The sequence below is a fragment of the Methylobacterium sp. ME121 genome (assembly GCF_000974725.1).
Lineage (GTDB): Bacteria > Pseudomonadota > Alphaproteobacteria > Rhizobiales > Beijerinckiaceae > Methylobacterium > Methylobacterium radiotolerans.
In genome coordinates, this window is the sequence record NZ_BBUX01000075.1 from 1 (window position 1) to 18,837 (window position 18,837).

Here is an 18,837-nt window from a genome sequence, read left to right on the forward strand (position 1 = left end):
CCGCCCTCTCGGCCGAGGCGCGGGGCCCGCGCTCGGGCGCCGCGCGGCTCGCCGCGCCGCCGCCGCGCGCGACCTACCGGCTGCAGTTCCACAAGGACTTCACCTTCGCGGATGCGGGGAAGATCATCCCGTACCTGCACCGGCTCGGGATCAGCCACGTCTACGCCTCGCCGCTCCAGAAGGCGCGGCCCGGCTCGACCCACGGCTACGACATCGTCGACCACGGCGCGATCAACCCGGAACTCGGCGGCGAGGAGGGCTTCATCGCGCTCTCCGAGACGCTGCACGCCCACGGGATGAAGCTGCTGCTCGACATCGTCCCGAACCACATGGGCGTCGGCGGGTCCGACAATCCGTGGTGGCTGTCGGTGCTCGAGTGGGGCTCCCTGTCGCCCTTCGCCGACGCCTTCGACATCGACTGGCAGCGGCTCGGCGCCGGGCGCAACCTCGTGATCCCGTTCCTCGGCGATCGCTACGGCGAGGCCCTGGAGAAGGGTACGCTGGAGCTGAGGTTCGACCCCGACAAGGGCGCCTTCAGCGTCTGGCACTACGAGCACCAGCTGCCGATCCGCCCCTTGAGCTACCCGACCATCCTCAACCGGGTGATCGCCGCCATCGGGGCCGTGGACGACGACACCACCGCGGAGCTGCTCGCCATCTCCGAGCGGCTGCGGGCCATGGCGATCGACACCGACGAGACCCGCCGCAAGACCTTCCCCGAGGAGGCCGAGGGCCTGAAGCGCCGGCTCGCCGAGATCTACGGCGTGTCGCCGCTGATCCAGGAGGCCACCGCCAGCACCCTGGCGCTGCTCAACGGCTTCAAGGGCCGCCCGGACAGCTTCGGGCCGCTGCACCGGCTCTTGGAGGCCCAGGCCTACCGGCTCGCCCACTGGCGGGTGGCCTCGAGCGACATCAACTACCGCCGCTTCTTCGACGTGAACTCGCTCGCCGGCCTGCGGGTCGAGCTGTCCGACATCTTCCACCGCTCCCACGAGACCGTGTTCCGGCACGTCCGCGAGGGCCGGATCGACGGGCTGCGCATCGACCACATCGACGGCCTCGCCGACCCGCTGGGCTACGCGCGGGCGCTGCAGGCGGCGGTCGGCCCCGGCTTCTACGTGGTGGTGGAGAAGATCCTGGAGCCGGGGGAGCGGCTGCGGCCCTGGCCGGTGGCCGGGACCACGGGCTACGACGTGCTCAACCAGCTCGACGGGATCCTGGTCGACAAGGGAAAGCGCGCGAAGATCGAGCGGCTCTACACCTGGGCCACGGGCTTCGACGAGCCCTACGGCTTCCAGCTCCGCGCCGCCAAGGCCGAGATCCTCGAGATCAGCTTCGCCAGCGAGCTGGAGGTGCTGACCACCGACCTCAAGGAGGTCGCCGACGCCGACCGGCGCACCCGCGACTTCACCGTCAACGCCCTGCGCCGGGCGCTAATCGAGATCATCGCGCGCTTCCCGACCTACCGGAGCTACCTGCCGCCGGATCTGGAGGAGGGCGAGGTCGAGCCCGAGGACGTGCGCCTGATCGAGGGCGCCGTCGCGAAGGCCAAGCGCTGGTCGAGCCTGCCCGACCGCTCGGTCCACGACTTCGCCGCCGACGTCCTGCTCGGGCGGGTCGAGACGGCGGGCCCGGGCCGGCCCGACCCGCGGGTGGTCCTGCGCTTCCGCCGCCGGTTCCAGCAGCTCACCGGCCCGGTCATGGCCAAGAGCCTGGAGGACACGCTGTTCTACCGCTACGCCTGTCTCCTCGGCCTCAACGAGGTCGGCGGCGACCCGGGCGAGTACGGGATCGACGCGGAGCACTTCCACGACCTGCAGATCGCCCGCGCCCGGGACTGGCCGAGCGCCATGATCACCACGGCGACCCACGACACCAAGCGCGGCGAGGATGCCCGCACGCGGCTCCTCGCCCTCTCGGAGATCCCCGAGGAATGGGCCAAGGCCTGGGACCTGTGGCAGCGGGTCGCCGGCCCGCACCTCGCCCGGATCGACGGCGAGCCGGCCCCCGACGCCAACGACCAGTGGATGTTCTTTCAAGGAATCCTGGGCGCCTGGCCCCTGGAGCTTCTGGAGCGGGACGAGGCCGGGGCGATCGAGGACTTCCGCGACCGGCTGATCGCCTACGGCGAGAAGGCCATGCGCGAGGGCAAGCGCCGGTCGAGCTGGGTCAACGTCGACGAGGTCTACGAGGGCGCGGTCCGGAAGCTGTTCACGGCGCTGATCGCCCCGGGCTCGGACTTCCTGCGCGAACTCCGGCCCTTCGCGCGGCGGCTCGCCCATCTCGGCATGCTGGCGAGCCTCGGCCGGACGGTCCTGAAATGCACCCTGCCGGGCCTGCCCGACACCTACCAGGGCACGGAGATCTGGGACTTCTCCTTCGTCGATCCCGACAACCGCCGCCCGGTGGACTACCCGGCCCTGGAGCGGATGCTGGAAGAGGGTGGGGCGCCCGCCGAGCTGCTGGGCCACTGGCCGGACGGGCGGGTCAAGCAGGCGACGCTGACGCGGCTGCTCGCCGAGCGGGCCGAGCGCCCGGACTTCTACGCGAGCGCCGCCTACGAGCCCGTCGCGGCGACCGGCGCACGGGCCGACCACGTCATCGCCTACCGGCGGACCGATCCCGTCCAGGAAGGCGGCGACCTGTTCGTGGCGGTGCCGCGGCTGGTGGCGGGCTCCGTCGGGGAGGCCGTCTGGTCGGGCGAGGCCTTCGCGGGCACCCGGGTCGATCTCGGGGCCGGCAGCCGCTGGCGGGACCTCGCCTCGGGACGGGTGGTCGAGGGGGAGGGGGCCGATCTCGGGATCCTCCTGCGCGACCTGCCCTACGCGGTGCTGCGGCGGGAACCGTGACCGCGCCGTCGTCGCGCGCGCAGCGACGCGACCCAGGGCAGCGCGACGTTCGCGGACGTGGCGCTGCTGGATCTCTGCGCTGCGCTCGCAGAGACGGGGGCGATCCGGGCAGTTCATTCGATGCCGCCGCCGCGGCCTTGTCACGCGCGTCTGCTGAGACACGTCGGACCGGATCGCGAGGCACGCCCGCGCGGTTCGGGCGTTACGACACTGGGAACGGGAGCCGAGAGGCAGCATGAACGCACCGACCAAAGCCGCTGCGACGTCCGGGGCCGAGGCCGTCCTGCCGGCCGCGCTGGCGCCCCGGGCCGAGGGGCCGCGGATCTACAACCTGTTCCCGCTCCTGGTCGGGCGCGTCTCGGACTGGACCGCCGAGCTGCCGCGGATCGCCGCGCTCGGCTTCGACTGGGTCTACCTCAACCCGTTCCACCAGACCGGCGGCTCCCGGAGCCTCTACGCGGTGGCCGACCCGGACCGCCTCGACGAGCGTTTCCGCGATCCTGACGGCACGCCCGACGACGAGCAGATCCGCCGCTTCTGCACCGCCGCCGAGGCGCTGGGCCTGTCGGTGATGACCGACCTCGTGATCAACCACACCGCCGACAACGCGCGGCTCGCCACCGAGCGGCCCGACCTGTTCATGAAGGAGCCCGACGGCTCGATCATGCACCCGGCCGCCGTCGATCCGGACGACCCGTCGATCCGCACCGTCTGGGGCGACCTCGCCGAGCTCGACTACCACACCCCCTCCGCCCGGGACGAGCTGACCCGGATCTGGGGCGCCTACGTGGCGCATCTCCAGAGCCTCGGCGCGAAGGGCTTCCGGTGCGACGCCGCCTACAAGGTGCCGCCGGAGACGTGGCGCGTCCTGATCGGGCAGGCCAAGAGCCGAGATCCCGCCTGCCTGTTCGCCGCCGAGACCCTCGGCTGCACCTTCGAGGAGGCCCGGGCCACGGCCGGCGCCGGCTTCGACTACCTGTTCAACTCCTTCGCGTGGTGGGACCTGAGGAAGCCCTGGGCGCTCGAGCAGTACGAGCGCCTGCGGGTGCTGGCCCCCTCCATCGCCTTCCCCGAGAACCACGACATGAAGCGGCTCGCCGCCGAGATCGACGGCGGCCCGGACGCGGTGGCGGCGCATCTGCGCACCCGCTACGCGCTCGCCGCCTTCTTCTCGGCGGGCGTGCTGATGCCGATCGGCTACGAGTGGGGCTACCGCCGGGCGCTGCACGTGGTCGAGACCACCCCGGGCGACCGCGAGAACGAGACCGGCATCGACATCTCCGCGTCCATCCGGGCCATCAACGCCCTGCGGGCGGAGCTGCCGGCCGCCAATGTCGAGGGCGCGCAGATCCGCATCTCGTCCCCCGACAGCGATCTGGTGGCGCTCGCCCGCTTCGACACCGGGCACCCGGCCTCGGCGCGGCACGGGCTGATCGTGCTCTACAACCCGACCGACAGGCCGGTGCCGGTCGAGGCCGGCGCGCTCATCGCCCGCACCGGCGGGATGCTGGGCGCCTTCGTCGACCGGACCCCGGAGGCCGAGCCGATCGCGTTCCATCCCGGCAGCGCCATCGACCTGATGCCGGGCGAGCTGCGCATCCTCGCGGCCACCGCCCAGGAAGTCGCCCGGTTCCCCGAGCGCGGGGCGCCGGACGGGGAGGGGCGGGTGGTGATCGAGGCCGTGGCGCCTGAGATCGACGGCGGCCGCTCGCCGGTGAAGCGGATCGTCGGCGAGTCCCTGCGGGTCGAGGCCGACATCTTCTCCGACGGCCACGAGATCATCGACGCCGCGATCCTGTCGCGGGTCGCCGGCAGCGACGCGTGGCGCGAGGACCCGATGGTCTTCGTCGACAACGACCGCTGGGCCGGGCAATTCCCCCTGGAGCGGAACGCCCGCTACGAGTTCACCCTGATCGCGTGGCGCGACGCCTTCTCGTCCTGGATGCGCGACACCCTCAAGAAGCGCGCCGCCGGCGTCGATGTCCGCCTGGAGACGATCGAGGGCGTGGCGCTGGTCGGGACCGCCGCCTCGCTGGCCCGGACCCGGGGCGGCCGCGACGCCGACCGGCTCGCCGCGCTCGTCGCCGCGCTCGCCGCCGAGGAGACCGGCTCGGCCGCCCAGCTCGACCGGATCCTCCAGCCCGACGCGTCGAGCCTCGTGCGCCGCAACGCCGAGCGGGTGAACCTGACCCGCTATCCCGTGACCCTGCCGGTGATCGCCGACCGCCTCGCGGCCCGGTTCTCCGCCTGGTACGAGATCTTCCCGCGCTCGCAATCGATGGACGTCAACCGCCACGGCACCTTCGACGACGTCATCCGGCGCCTGCCCGAGATCCGCGAACTCGGCTTCGACGTCCTCTATTTCACGCCGATCCACCCCGTGGGCCGCACCAACCGCAAGGGGAAGAACAACACCCTCAAGGCCGAGCCCGGCGACGTCGGTTCGGTCTACGCGGTGGGCGCGGAGGAGGGCGGCCACGAGGCCGTGCATCCCGAGCTGGGCACGCTCGCGGATTTCGAGCGGCTGGTCGCGGCGAGCCACGCCTACGGGATGGAGATCGCCCTCGACTTCGCGATCCAGTGCTCGCCCGACCATCCCTGGATCAAGAACCACCCGGAATGGTTCGAGTGGCGCCCCGACGGCACGCTGAAATTCGCCGAGAACCCGCCGAAGAAGTACGAGGACATCTCGAACGTCCACTTCTACGGGGGCGCCCTGCCCTCGCTCTGGATCGAGCTGCGCGACATCCTGCTCGGCTGGTGCGCGCGGGGCGTGCGCATCTTCCGGGTCGACAACCCGCACACCAAGCCGATCCCGTTCTGGGAATGGGTGATCGGCGAGGTCAACGGCCGCTACCCGGACGCGATCTTCCTCGCCGAGGCCTTCACCCGGCCGAAGATGATGAAGAAGCTCGCCAAGGCCGGCTACCAGCAGAGCTACACCTACTTCACGTGGCGCAACACCAAGCAGGAGCTCACCGACTACGCCCTGGAGCTGGCCGGCGAGATGGGCGAGTACTACCGCCCCAACTTCTTCGCCAACACGCCCGACATCAATCCCTACTTCCTCCAGACCAGCGGGCGCGCGGGCTTCGTCATCCGCGGCACGCTCGCCGCGACCCTCTCGTCGGTCTACGGCATCTACAACGGCTTCGAGCTGTGCGAGGCGGCGCCGTACCCGGGCAAGGAGGAGTATCTCAACTCCGAGAAATACGAGCTGAAGGCCTGGGACTACGACCGGCCGGGCAACATCCGCGAGCACATCGTCAAGTTGAACAGGATCCGGCGCGAGAACCCCGCCCTCTGGGACTTCCGCAACGTCACCTTCACGGGCGCCTGGAACGACGCCATCATCGCCTACGCCAAGGCGACGCCGGAGCGCGACAACTGCGTCTTCACCATGGTCAACCTCGACCCGAAGAACCGCCAGGAATGCACCTACGAGGTGCCGCTCTGGCTGTTCGGTCTGCCCGATGACGGCGCCGTCGAGGTCGAGGACCTGCTGCAGGGCTACCGGTTCGAGCTGCGCGGCAAGACCCACCGCATCGCCCTCGATCCGGCCGAGCGATCCTGCGTGATCTGGCGCCTCCGGGCGCCGCGGCGGGTTGCGGGCTGAGGCCGCCCGTGGCACTCGACCCTCCGGCACGCGGCCATGGCCGTTGAATCCGGCGGCGGGCCTGCCCGTCGCCACCCCCCGCACCCGCGCGGCGGCCCCCCGCCCGCGCCCCGGCCGGTCACCGCGCCGGTCCCGTCCGATCCGACCGATGAGGCAGCGACGCGATGATCGATCGCAGCGACCCGCAATGGTACCGTGACGCCATCATCTACCAGATCCACGTCAAGTCGTTCTTCGACTCGAACAACGACGGGATCGGGGATTTCGTGGGCCTGACCCAGCGCCTCGACTACGTGCGCGACCTCGGCGTCACGGCGATCTGGCTGATGCCGTTCTACCCCTCGCCCCTGCGCGACGACGGCTACGACATCGCCGATTACCGGGACATCAACCCGTCCTACGGGACCATGGAGGACTTCAAGGCCTTCGTGGAGGCGGCGCACGAGCGCGGCCTGCGGGTCATCACCGAGCTCGTCATCAACCACACCAGCGACCAGCATCCCTGGTTCCAGGCCGCCCGCGAGGCGCCGCCCGGCTCGCCGGAGCGCAACTTCTACGTCTGGTCGGACACCGACGAGCCGTACAAGGACACACGCATCATCTTCCTCGACACCGAGGCGTCGAACTGGACCTGGGACCCGGTCGCCAAGCAGTATTTCTGGCACCGGTTCTACAGCCACCAGCCGGACCTGAACTTCGACAACCCGGCCGTGCTGGAGGCCGTGATCGAGGTGATGCGCTACTGGCTCGACATGGGCGTCGACGGGCTGCGGCTCGACGCGATCCCCTACCTGATCGAGCGCGACGGCACGAACTGCGAGAACCTCGCCGAGACCCACGAGGTCATCAAGAAGATCCGCGCCGCGCTGGACGCCGAGTATCCGGACCGGATGCTGCTCGCCGAGGCCAACCAGTGGCCGGAGGAGACCGCCCAGTACTTCGGCGACGGCGACGAGTGCCACATGGCGTTCCACTTCCCGCTGATGCCGCGGATGTACATGGCGATCGCCCGGGAGGACCGGCACCCGATCACCGACATCATGCGCCAGACCCCGGAGATCCCGGAGGGCTGCCAGTGGGCCATCTTCCTGCGCAACCACGACGAGCTGACGCTCGAGATGGTCACGGCCGAGGAGCGTGACTATCTCTGGTCGTTCTACGCCGCCGAGCGGCGGGCCCGGATCAACCTCGGCATCCGCCGCCGCCTCGCGCCGCTCCTCGAGAACGACCGGCGCAAGATCGAATTGATGAAGTCCCTCGTCCTGTCGATGCCCGGCACGCCGGTGCTCTACTACGGCGACGAGGTCGGCATGGGCGACAACATCTATCTCGGCGACCGCGACGGCGTGCGCACGCCGATGCAGTGGAGCCCCGACCGCAACGGCGGCTTCTCCCGGGCGAACCCGCAGAAGCTGTTCCTGCCGGCGATCCAGGACCCGATCTACGGCTTCGACGCCATCAACGTCGAGGCGCAGACCCAGGCCCAGACGAGCCTCCTGAACTGGACGCGGCGCATGATCGCGATCCGCAACAACAGCGTCGCGCTGGGACGCGGCACGATCCAGTTCCTGTACCCGTCGAACCGCAAGGTCCTGGCCTGGATCCGCGAGCACGAGGACGAGCGGATCCTGTGCGTGGCGAACCTGTCGCGGGCGCCGCAGGCGGTGCAGCTCGACCTGTCGGAACTGCGCACCGCGGTGCCGATCGAGCTCACCGGCGGCACCGAGTTCCCGCCGATCGGCGACCTGCCCTACCTGCTGACCCTGCCGTCCTACGGCTTCTACTGGTTCAGCTTGAGCGCCGCGCGCTCCGGGGTGGTCGGCCCGCAGCAGGAGCCGCCGGAGCTGTTCACCCTGGTGCTCACCGGCGGGATCGAGACCCTGATGAGCGGGCGCGAGCGCGTCGCCTTCGAGCGCACCGTGGTGCCGCCGTTCCTGACGAGCCGGCGCTGGTTCGGCGCCAAGGGCTCGCGGATCAAGGCCACGAAGGTCGTCGACTGCGCCGCCCTGAAGGACGTCGACGGCAGCGCGCGCTTCCTGCTGCCGCGGCTGCAGGTGCAGCTCGCCAGCGGCGAGACCCAGGAATACTTCGTGCCCGTGGGCGTCGAGGAGGGCCGCGAGGACGAGACCCTCATGCCCTTCGCGGTGGCGCGGGTGCGCCGGGGACCGCGCACCGGCCTGCTCTACGGCGCGGCCGGCTCCAACGACTTCGCCGCCTGCCTGATCGACGACATGCGGCAGGCCCGCGAGATCCCCACGGAGACCGGGCGGCTCGTCTTCGCCGTCACCTCGGCCTTCGACCCGGACGTCACGGTCGACGTGGCCGACATCCGCCGGCTCTCGGGCGAGCAGAGCAACACCTCGATCGCCATCGGCTCGAAGATGATGCTCAAGCTGCTGCGCCGCCTGCAGCCGGGCCTGCACCCCGAGATCGAGGTCGGGCGCTTCCTCACCGAGCAGGCGGGCTTCTCCAACACCCCGGCCCTGCTCGGCACCCTGGAGCATGTCGCCGAGGACGGCACCCGCACGGCCCTCGCGGTCCTGCAGAAGTTCGTCATGAACCAGGGCGACGCCTGGACCCTGATGCTGGAGGGCCTGCGCCGGGACTTCGAGACCGTGGTGCTGACCCCGGAGAGCGAGGCCGCGACCCCCGAGGAGGCGTTCCAGGCCCACCGGCCCTGGGCCGACCTGCTGGGCCGGCGCACCGCCGAGCTGCACGCGGCGCTCGCCATCGAGACCGACGACCCGGCCTTCGCGGCCGAGCCGTTCACCGGGGACGACCTCGCCGTGCTGGCGCGCGACGCCCGCCACCAGGCCGAGCGCGCCTTCCGGGCGCTCAAGGGCCTCGCCGACCGGGGCCTCGACGCCGGCAAGCCGGCCTGCGCGGAGCTCGGCCGGCGCCGGGGCGAGGTCGAGGCGCTGATCGGGTCGCTCACCGCCGCGCCGGTCCGGGGCGCCCACAAGACCCGCATCCACGGCGACTACCACCTGGGCCAGGTGCTGGTCGCCGAGAACGACCTGATCATCGTCGACTTCGAGGGCGAGCCCTCGCGCCCGGCCGACGAGCGCCGGGCCAAGTCGATGCCCCTGCGGGACGTCGCCGGGCTGATGCGCTCCTTCGCGTACGGCGCCGAGACGGTGATCCGGGAGATCACCGCGCGGTTCGCCGACTCCGAGGAGCGGGCGCGGGACGCGGCGACCGCGTGGCGCGGCATGATCGAGGCGGCGTTCCTGGCGGGCTACGAGACCGCGGTCGAGGGCTCCCGGGCGGCGGTGACCGACGCGGATTCCAGGGCCCGGCTGCTGCGCCTCTGCCTGCTGACCAAGGCCCTCTACGAGGTCGACTACGAGGCCAACAACCGGCCGGACTGGATCGAAATCCCCGCCCGTGGGGTTCTCACCATTCTGGACACGGACGGACACGAGCCCGGAGCATCTGAATGACGGCGATCGACGAGACCTTCGCAACGCGGGTCGACCCGGAGGGGGCGACGGCGCGGTCCGCGGATGTCCCGGGCTCCGGCGCCGCGCAGCCGCCGAGCGTCCACCCGGACGCGATCGCCGCGCTGATGGCGGCCAATCACGGCGACCCCTTCGCGGTGCTCGGCCCCCACCGCGTCGGGCCCAGGGCCTGGGAGGTGCGCGCCGTGCTGCCCGAGGCGCGGGCCGCCACCCTGGTCATGGACGGCCGCACCGCGCCGTTCGAGAAGCGCCATCCGGACGGGTTCTGGGTCGCCCGGGTCGAGGGCGAGCACCGGCCGCTCTACGAGATCGAGGTCGAGTCCTGGGACGGCGCCAAGCGCCGCCGCTACGACCCCTACGGCTTCGGCTCCTCGATCGAGCAGTACGACGTGGCGGCGCTCCGCGAGGTCGGCACCAACCTCGTCTACCGGATGCTCGGCGCCCAGTCGGGTCAGCTCGACGGCATCGACGGTTTCCGCTTCGCCGTCTGGGCGCCCAACGCCCGCAAGGTCAGCGTCGTCGGCGACTTCAACGACTGGGACGGGCGGCGCCACCCGATGCGCCTCTGGCAGGACGGCGGCATCTGGGAGCTGTTCGTGCCGGGCCTCAAGGCCGGGGTCCGCTACAAGTTCGAGATCCGCGGCCCCGACGGGTCCCTGGTGCCCCTCAAGGCCGACCCGGTCGCCTTCGCGGCCCAGCACCCGCCGGAGACCGCCTCGGTCACCCACGGGTCGGGCGACTTCGACTGGCGCGATTCCGGCTGGATGAGCACCCGCGGCGCCAAGGACCCGCGCCACGCGGCGATCTCGGTCTACGAGGTCCATCTCGGCTCCTGGGCGCGGGTGCCCGAGGAGGGGAACCGCTACCTGACCTACCGGGAGCTCGCCGAGCGGCTGATCCCCTACGTGAAGGATCTGGGCTTCACCCATATCGAGATGCTGCCGATCACCGAGTTCCCGTTCGACGGGTCCTGGGGCTACCAGCCGGTCTCGCTGTTCGCGCCGACGAGCCGCTTCGGCACGCCCGAGGATTTCGCGGCCTTCGTGGACGCGGCCCACGCGGCCGGCATCGGCGTGCTGCTCGACTGGGTGCCGGGCCACTTCCCCCTCGACGCCCACGGGCTCGGCCTGTTCGACGGCACGCACCTCTACGAGCACGCCGACCCGCGCCAGGGCTTCCACCAGGACTGGGGCACCTACATCTACAATTTCGGGCGCACCGAGGTCGCGACGTTCCTCGCCGCCAACGCCCGGTTCTGGCTGGAGCACTACCACCTCGACGGCCTGCGCGTGGACGCCGTCGCGTCGATGCTCTACCTCGACTACTCGCGCCGCCAGGGCGAGTGGATCCCGAACCGCTACGGCGGCAACGAGAACCTCGACGCCATCGACTTCCTGCGCAAGACCAACGAGGCGACCTACAGCCACGCCCCGGGGACGATCACGGTCGCGGAGGAATCGACCTCCTGGCCGGGCGTCTCGCACCCGACCTACACGGGCGGCCTGGGCTTCGGCTTCAAGTGGAACATGGGCTGGATGCACGACACCCTGCATTTCATGCAGGAGGATCCGATCCACCGCCGCTACCACCACCACAACCTGACCTTCGGGCTGCTCTACGCCTTCTCGGAGAATTTCATCCTGCCGCTGTCCCACGACGAGGTCGTGCACGGGAAGGGCTCGCTGCTCGGCAAGATGCCGGGCGACCGCTGGCAGAAATTCGCGAATCTCCGGGCCTATTACGGCTTCATGTGGGGGCATCCCGGCAAGAAGCTGCTGTTCATGGGCGGCGAGTTCGGCCAGGAGCGGGAGTGGAACCACGACAACAGCCTGGACTGGCACCTGCTGGAGGATCCCCTGCACAAGGGCGTCCAGAGCGTGATCCGCGACCTGAACCGGCTCTACGTGTCGACGCCGGCCCTCTACAGCCGCGACGTCGAGCACACCGGCTTCCAGTGGCTGGTGGCCGACGACCAGGACAACAGCGTCATCGCCTGGGCCCGCAAGGGCGCGCAGTCCGGCGAGGTCGCCATCGTGGTGTCGAACTTCACGCCGGTGCCGCGGGAGGGCTACCGGATCGGCGTGCCGCAGGCGGGCTTCTACCGCGAGGCGTTCAACTCGGATGCCGGGGTCTACGGTGGCTCCAACCTGGGCAACCAGGGTGGGCGCCATACCGACGATCAGGCGAGCCACGGCCAGAAGCAGAGCCTGTCGCTGACCCTGCCGCCGCTGGCGACGATGATCTTCCTGCTGGAGGGGTGAGCCCCTCGTCCCGCCCGCTGGGTGCGCCCCCCGCGGGCCACGCGCGGCGAAGCCGGAGCGCGGGTGCGGGCGCGGCGGCACGGCAGGGTGCGGCTCGGATCCCCTCTCCCGCGCGGGAGACAGGGCGCGTCGCGCTCCGCCATCCCGGCCCGATGTGCAGCCTACGTCGACCCTACGCCGCCCGCCAGCGCAGTCCCACGCTGTTGCCGATGGCGCGGCCGTACAGGCCCGCGTAGTTGTCGGCGGCCTGATCCCAGCCGAAGCGGGCCGCCATGGCCCGCCGCCGCATGGCGTTGAGGCGCTTCTTCTGGCCGAAGGCCTCCAGCGCCCGGCGGACCGCCGCCCCGAAGGACGCGGCCGAGGCCTCCCCGAAGGTGAAGCCCGTCACGCCGTCCTCGACCGTGTCGGCGAGGCCCCCGGTCCGCCGCACGATCGGCAGGGAGCCGAAGCGCTGCGCGTACATCTGGGCGAGGCCGCAGGGCTCGAAGCGCGAGGGCATCAGCAGGAAATCGCTGCCGGCGAACATCCGCCGGGCCTGCGCCTCCTCGAAGCCGACATGCACGCCGACCGCGTCGGGATGGCGCTTGGCCAAGCCCCGGAGCGCCTGCTCGAACCGGCCCTCGCCCTGGCCGATCACCACCAGCTGGCCGCCCCCGGCCACGATGGTCTCGGCCGCCTGCAGGCTCAGGTCGATGCCCTTCTGGTGCACGAGGCGCGACACGATCGCGAAGAGCGGCCCGCGGGAGACCGCGAGGCCGAACTGCCGGCGCACCGCCTCGGCATTGGCGCGCTTGCCCTTCCAGTCGTCGATCTCGAACCGCGTGGCGAGGTGCGGGTCGGTGGTCGGATCCCAGGTCTCGTCGATGCCGTTGAGGATGCCGGCGAGCCGGCCCTGTCCGGCGCGGGTGCGCAGGAGCCCGTCGAGGCCGCAGCCCAGCTCGGGCGTCTGGATCTCCCGGGCGTAGGTCTCGCTCACCGTGGTGACCTGCGAGGCGTAGAAGATGCCGGCCTTGAGGAAGGAGAGCTGCCCGTAGAACTCCGCGCCGTCGACTTGGAAGGCCGCGTCCGGCACGCCGAGCCGGGGCAGGGCGTCCCGGGGGAACAGGCCCTGGTAGGCGAGGTTATGGATCGTCAGCACGCTCGGGACCCGCCGGCCGCGCCACGCGAGATAGGCCGGGGCCAGGGCCGCCTGCCAGTCGTTGAGGTGCAGGAGGTCGGCCGCCCAGTCGGGATCGGCGCCCGTGGCGAGGTCCGCCGCCGCGAGGCTGAGGCGGGCGAATCGCAGGTCGTTGTCGCCGAAGTCGCCGTGCTGGTCGCCGTAGGGCGTGCCGTCGCGCTCGTAGAGGTCGGGGCTGAGCAGGACGTAGATGCGCAGGCCGTCGGCCGCCTCGACCAGGCCGAGGTCGCAGGCCGGGATGCCCGCGAATCCCTCGAGGCGGGCGACGACCGGGATCTCCGGGAAGGCGGCGCGGACCTGCCGGTAGCCCGGGATCAGGACGCGGATGTCGTAGTGCGGGACCAGGGCCCGGGGCAGGGCGGCCGAGACCTCCCCGAGGCCGCCGGTCTTCACGAAATCCGCCATCTCGGGCGTCGCGTAGAGGATGCGGCGGCGCAGCGAGGCCGGCCGGGCCGGAACCGGTACGGGACCGGCGCCGTTCTCCTCGCCGGACGACCACTCGGCGAAGGAACCACCACGGCGCGCATCGAGCATCAGCATTGATCCTGGCCGGGCGGAATGCCCCGGTCTGGCAGTCGACCGGGCAGGCACGGCTGTCACGATCTCAACCACGGCCAATGCTCCTTCGCCGCGACGGTTCCGTTGCGACGCACAAAATAGGCCACCGTGGTGATTAAGCGTCACTTACCTATGTGGCATCGCAGCGAGAAATCGCGCCGCCGAGGCAGATTTCGGCCACTGGATACGGCGCTCCGGCCGGGGACGACGGCGCCGGGCCCCACCCGGCGGGCTCGGCCGAGCGACCCCGCCCGACAGGCGGCGCGCGCCGGGCACCCGGTTCGGTTCCCGGACTGACGCGCCGGGGCCGGGCGCCGGCTCGCCTCACCCGGCGCGGCGCAGGATCACCCCCTCGGCGGGCTCGAGCGCGAGGGTCAGGCCGGCCGGCTCGCCCGCGCGCCCCGGGCGGGTCGAGAGCAGCACGGTCCAGGCCCCCTCGGGCAGCGGCAGGTCCTGCGACGCCGCGCCGAAGTTCAGGAGCACCCGCAGGACGGCCCCGTCGGCGAAGCGCTCGTAGGCGAACACCTCGGCGATCCCCAGCGGCACCTCCCGGTAGCCGCCCACGGCGAGCGCCGCGTGGTCGCGGCGCAGGGCGAGCAGCCGCCGGTGCAGCGTGAGCATCGAGCCCGGGTCCGAGCGCTGGTTCTCGACGTTGCAGGTTGCCCAATCCGCCGCCAGCGGCAGCCAGGGCTCGGCCGTGGAGAACCCCGCCTGGGGATTGTCGTCCCACTGCATCGGCGTGCGCTCCGGGTCGCGGCCGTGTCCCGGCTCGTTGTGCTCCCAGGGATCCCGGGCGCGGTCCGGAGGAATCGGCACGTGGCCGAGCCCGATCTCGTCGCCGTAATAGAGGGTCGGCGTGCCCCGCAGGGTCAGCAGCAGCATCGCGGCGATGCGGGCCTGCGCCGGACCGACCCGGGCGGCGATGCGCGGCTGGTCGTGGTTGCCCAGCACCCAGTTCGGCCAGCCGCCCTCGGGCAGGGCCGCCTCGTACTGCGCCACGAGGTCGGCCACCGCGTCGGCCCGCCAGGGCGTCTGGATCAGCTGGAAATTGAACGGCAGGTCGGCGCCGGTGAGGTCCGGACCGTAATAGGCGACGAGCCGCTCCACCGGCAGGTAGATCTCGCCGATCAGTACCCGCTCGCCGTACTGGCGCAGCACCGCCCGCATCCCGGCGATCACGTCGAAGATCTCGGGCCGGTCGGCGGAGTAGACCTGGGTGAAACGGTTGATCTCGGGCGAGCCCGGCGCGTAGTCGGGATTGGCCGGGTTGTCGCGGAAACCCGCGTCCTTCATCAGGTGCCAGATCACGTCGACCCGGAACCCGTCGACCCCGCGCTCCAGCCAGAAGCGGAGCACGTCGTGCATGGCCGCCCGCACGGCGGGGTTGCGCCAGTTCAGGTCCGGCTGCTCGGCCAGGAAGGCGTGGTAGTAGTACTGGCCGGTGGCCTCATCCAGCGTCCAGGCCGGGCCGCCGAAATTCGACAGCCAGTTGTTGGGCGGGCCGCCGCCGGGCGCCGGGTCGCGCCAGATGTACCAGTCCCGCTTCGGGCTCGCGCGCGACGACCGGCTCTCGGCGAACCAGGGATGGGCGATCGAGGAGTGGTTCGGCACGAAGTCGAGGATCACCTTCAGCCGGCGCCGATGGGCCTCCGCCACGAGGGCGTCGAAATCGGCCAGCGTGCCGAACAGCGGGTCGATCCCGCAGTAATCCGCCACGTCGTAGCCGAAATCCGCCATGGGCGAGGGGTAGACCGGCGAGATCCACACGGCGTCGACCCCCAGCCATGCGAGGTAGTCCAGCCGCGCCGTGATGCCTGGCAGGTCGCCGACGCCGTCGCCGTTCGTGTCCTGAAAGGACCGCGGGTAGACCTGATAGACGGTCCCGCGCTTCCACCAGACGGTGTCGGTCATGCTGCGCCCCTCGCATCGGCGGCCCACGCTTAACCGCTGACCCGCGCGCTGGCGACCGGCGATGGATGCGCTCAGAGCGCGCGCCGCGCGCGGAACGCCGCGGCGCAGCGTCGCCGAGGGAATGGCTGCGGCCCGCAAAACCTGTGCGCATGCCCCTCACGCAGGGCGACGGCGCGCGGCTGTGTCTGGAATGTCACGCCGCCGTGCCATATCTGCTCCGGCGTGCCCGTGCGCTCCGCCGGAGCGGCGCTGCCACGACTTCGCCGGAAGCCGACCGCATCGTCGGACGCTTCGGGGCACGGATCGCCCGTCCGTTCATGCGGCGGCAATCCATCAAAAGAGATAATCCGCCCACGATACCCCCGGCGCTAGAATCCGGGGCGACGACTTTGGGGGACCCGCACGTGTTGAACGATGTTCTGACCCGGCCTGTGCCACAAGATGTCGCGCGCGACGAGCGCGCCGCCGAGGCGCCCGCCCCGGCCGCCTGGACCGCCCCGGTGCTGTCCGGCAGCGGCGACGCGGTGGTGGACCTGCGCGAGGCGATCCGCGCCAAGCTCACTTTCGCGCTGGGCCGCACGCCCGAGACCGCCCGCCCGCGCGACTGGTTCGCCGCGACCGCGCTGGCCCTGCGCGAGCGGATCGTGGCCGCCGCGCTGGCCTCGGAGCGCGGCGTGCCGAACAAGCGCGTCTACTACCTGTCGCTGGAATTCCTGATCGGCCGGCTGATGTCGGACGCGCTGAACAATCTCGGCCTCACCGAGACGACCCGCAGCGCGCTCCGGGAGCTCGGGATCGATCTCGACGCCGTGCAGGAGGCCGAGCCGGACGCGGCTCTGGGCAACGGCGGCCTCGGGCGGCTCGCCGCCTGCTTCATGGAGAGCATGGCCAGCATCGGCATCCCGGCCATGGGCTACGGCATCCGCTACGACCACGGCCTGTTCCGCCAGTCCTTCGAGGACGGCTGGCAGCGCGAGGCGCCGGAGACCTGGCTCGCCGAGGGCAACCCCTGGGAATTCGCCCGGCCCGAGGCGACCTACTCGATCGGCTTCGGCGGCAGCGTCACGCTGTCGTCGCCGGAGGAGGGGGTGATCCGGCGCCACTGGCAGCCGGCCGAGACCGTGCGGGCGGTGGCCCACGACGTGCCGGTGGTCGGCTGGCGCGGCCGCCACGTCAACGGCCTGCGCCTGTGGAAGGCCGAGGCCGGCGAGCCGGTGGACCTCGCCCGCTTCAACGGCGGCGACCACGTCGGCGCGGTGGCGGCGCGGATGCGCGCCGAGGCGATCTCGCGGGTGCTCTATCCGAGCGATTCCTCGGCCGAGGGCCAGGAGCTGCGCCTGCGCCAGGAATACTTCTTCACCGCGGCCTCGATCCAGGATCTCGTGGCCCGCCACGTGGCCGAGCGCGGCGACGTCCGGTCCCTGCCGGACCACGCGGCGATCCAGCTCAACGACACCCACCCGGCGATCGCGGTGCCGGAGCTGATGCGCGTCCTGCTCGACGGGCACGGCCTCTCCTGGGAGGACGCGTGGCACGTCACCACGCACACGCTGCACTACACGAACCACACCCTCCTGCCCGAGGCGCTGGAGACCTGGCCGGTGGAGCTGATGGAGCGGCTGCTGCCGCGCCACATGCAGATCATCTACCTGATCAACTGGATGCACCTGGAGGAGCAGGCCAAGCACGGCCGCCAGGATGCGGCCTACCTCGCGTCGATCTCGCTGATCGACGAGTCGCACGGGCGGCGGGTGCGGATGGGGCACCTCGCCTTCCACGGCGCGCGCCGGGTCAACGGCGTCTCGGCCCTGCACACCGACCTGATGCGCTCGACGGTCTTCTCCGACCTGCACGCGCTGGACCCGGACAAGATCGTCAACAAGACCAACGGCATCACCTTTCGCCGCTGGTTCCACAACGCCAATCCCGGCCTCACCCGGCTCGCGGTGGAGACCGTGGGCGCCGGCGTGCTGGACGATCCCGAGCTGCTCCGGGGCCTGGAGGCCCGCGCCGAGGATCCGGCCTTCGTGGCGCGCTACGCCGCCGTGCGTCGGGAGCGCAAGGAGGCCCTGGCGGCGCTCATCGCCGAGCGCACCGGCATCGACGTCGATCCGGCCGCGCTGTTCGACGTCCAGGTCAAGCGCATCCACGAGTACAAGCGCCAGCTCCTCAACGTGGTCGAGACGGTCGCGCTCTACCAGGCGATCAAGGCCGAGCCCCACCGGGACTGGACGCCCCGGGTGAAGATCTTCGCCGGCAAGGCGGCGCCGAGCTACGTCCAGGCCAAGCTGATCATCAAGCTCGCCTGCGACGTCGCCAAGGCGGTGAACGACGATCCCGAGGTCGCGGACCGGCTGAAGGTGGTGTTCCTGCCGAACTACTCGGTGAGCCTCGCCGAATCGATCATCCCGGCCGCCGACCTGTCCGAGCAGATCTCCACCGCCGGCATGGAGGCCTCGGGTACCGGCAACATGAAGTTCGCCCTCAACGGCGCGATCACGGTGGGCACCCTCGACGGCGCCAACATCGAGATCCGCGACCATGTCAGGGCGGAGAACATCTTCATCTTCGGCCTGGAGGCCGACGGCGTCCGCGCCCGGCAGGCCGAGCCGGACTACGCGGCCCGGGCGATCCAGGCCTCGCCGCGGCTGGCGGCGGCGCTCGACATGATCGCCGCGGGGCGGTTCTCGCCGGAGGAGCCGGGCCGGTTCCGGCCGCTCACCGACGACCTGCGCCGGCGCGACCAGTACCTGCTCACCGCCGATTTCGACGATTACTGGCGGGTGCAGCGCGCCATCGACGCCGCGTGGCGCGACCCGCGCGGCTGGTGGGCCAAGGCGATCCGCAACACCGCCCGCATGGCGTGGTTCTCCTCCGACCGGGCGATGCGCGAGTACGCCGAGGAGATCTGGCGGGTCCGGCTCGGCTGAACCGCCGGTCGGACCGACAAACCGCCGGGGCGGGGATCGGACCGATCCCCGCCCCGCGGCCTGTCTGGTGCCCG

At 71.4% G+C, this 18,837-nt stretch carries 7 protein-coding genes; 5 read left to right on the forward strand and 2 right to left on the reverse strand.

The genetic code is table 11. The features are described 5' to 3' along the window. From treY to glgB, 4 genes are all read left to right on the forward strand, one after another. Window positions 1-2,849, forward strand: a 2,849-nt coding sequence (gene treY, locus ME121_RS27925) for a malto-oligosyltrehalose synthase (protein ID WP_491892895.1), incomplete at its 5' end; no start/stop codon positions are given. Window positions 2,850-3,084: 235 nt separating this feature from the next. Beyond that, on the forward strand, window positions 3,085-6,465 hold the full coding sequence (locus tag ME121_RS27930) for a maltotransferase domain-containing protein (RefSeq protein ID WP_053622486.1): 3,381 nt from the start codon (window positions 3,085-3,087) through the stop codon (window positions 6,463-6,465). 164 nt (window positions 6,466-6,629) lie between these two features. Continuing rightward, complete coding sequence (gene treS, locus ME121_RS27935) at window positions 6,630-9,908, forward strand: maltose alpha-D-glucosyltransferase (protein ID WP_012318581.1); 3,279 nt, start codon at window positions 6,630-6,632, stop codon at window positions 9,906-9,908. Beyond that, window positions 9,905-12,187 (forward strand): 1,4-alpha-glucan branching protein GlgB, encoded by a 2,283-nt coding sequence (gene glgB, locus ME121_RS27940; protein WP_012318580.1) that lies wholly within the window; start codon window positions 9,905-9,907, stop codon window positions 12,185-12,187. The genes treS and glgB overlap by 4 nt, the downstream gene beginning before the upstream one ends. Window positions 12,188-12,359: 172 nt before the next feature. Here glgB and glgA read toward each other — a convergent pair whose 3' ends face one another. After that, a complete protein-coding gene (gene glgA / locus ME121_RS27945; RefSeq protein WP_053622499.1) occupies window positions 12,360-13,898 on the reverse strand; it encodes a glycogen synthase GlgA in 1,539 nt (512 codons plus the stop codon). A 348-nt stretch (window positions 13,899-14,246) separates the two neighbouring features. Continuing rightward, entirely contained in the window at window positions 14,247-15,833 is a 1,587-nt protein-coding gene (locus tag ME121_RS27950; RefSeq protein WP_012318578.1) for an alpha-amylase family glycosyl hydrolase, read from the reverse strand. A 404-nt stretch (window positions 15,834-16,237) separates the two neighbouring features. On the opposite strand from ME121_RS27950, the gene ME121_RS27955 reads away from it, so the two are divergent. Then, window positions 16,238-18,763 carry a glycogen/starch/alpha-glucan phosphorylase gene (locus tag ME121_RS27955; protein WP_059409987.1) on the forward strand — a complete coding sequence of 842 codons (2,526 nt, stop codon included), beginning with the start codon at window positions 16,238-16,240 and terminating at the stop codon, window positions 18,761-18,763. Window positions 18,764-18,837 lie beyond the last annotated feature (74 nt).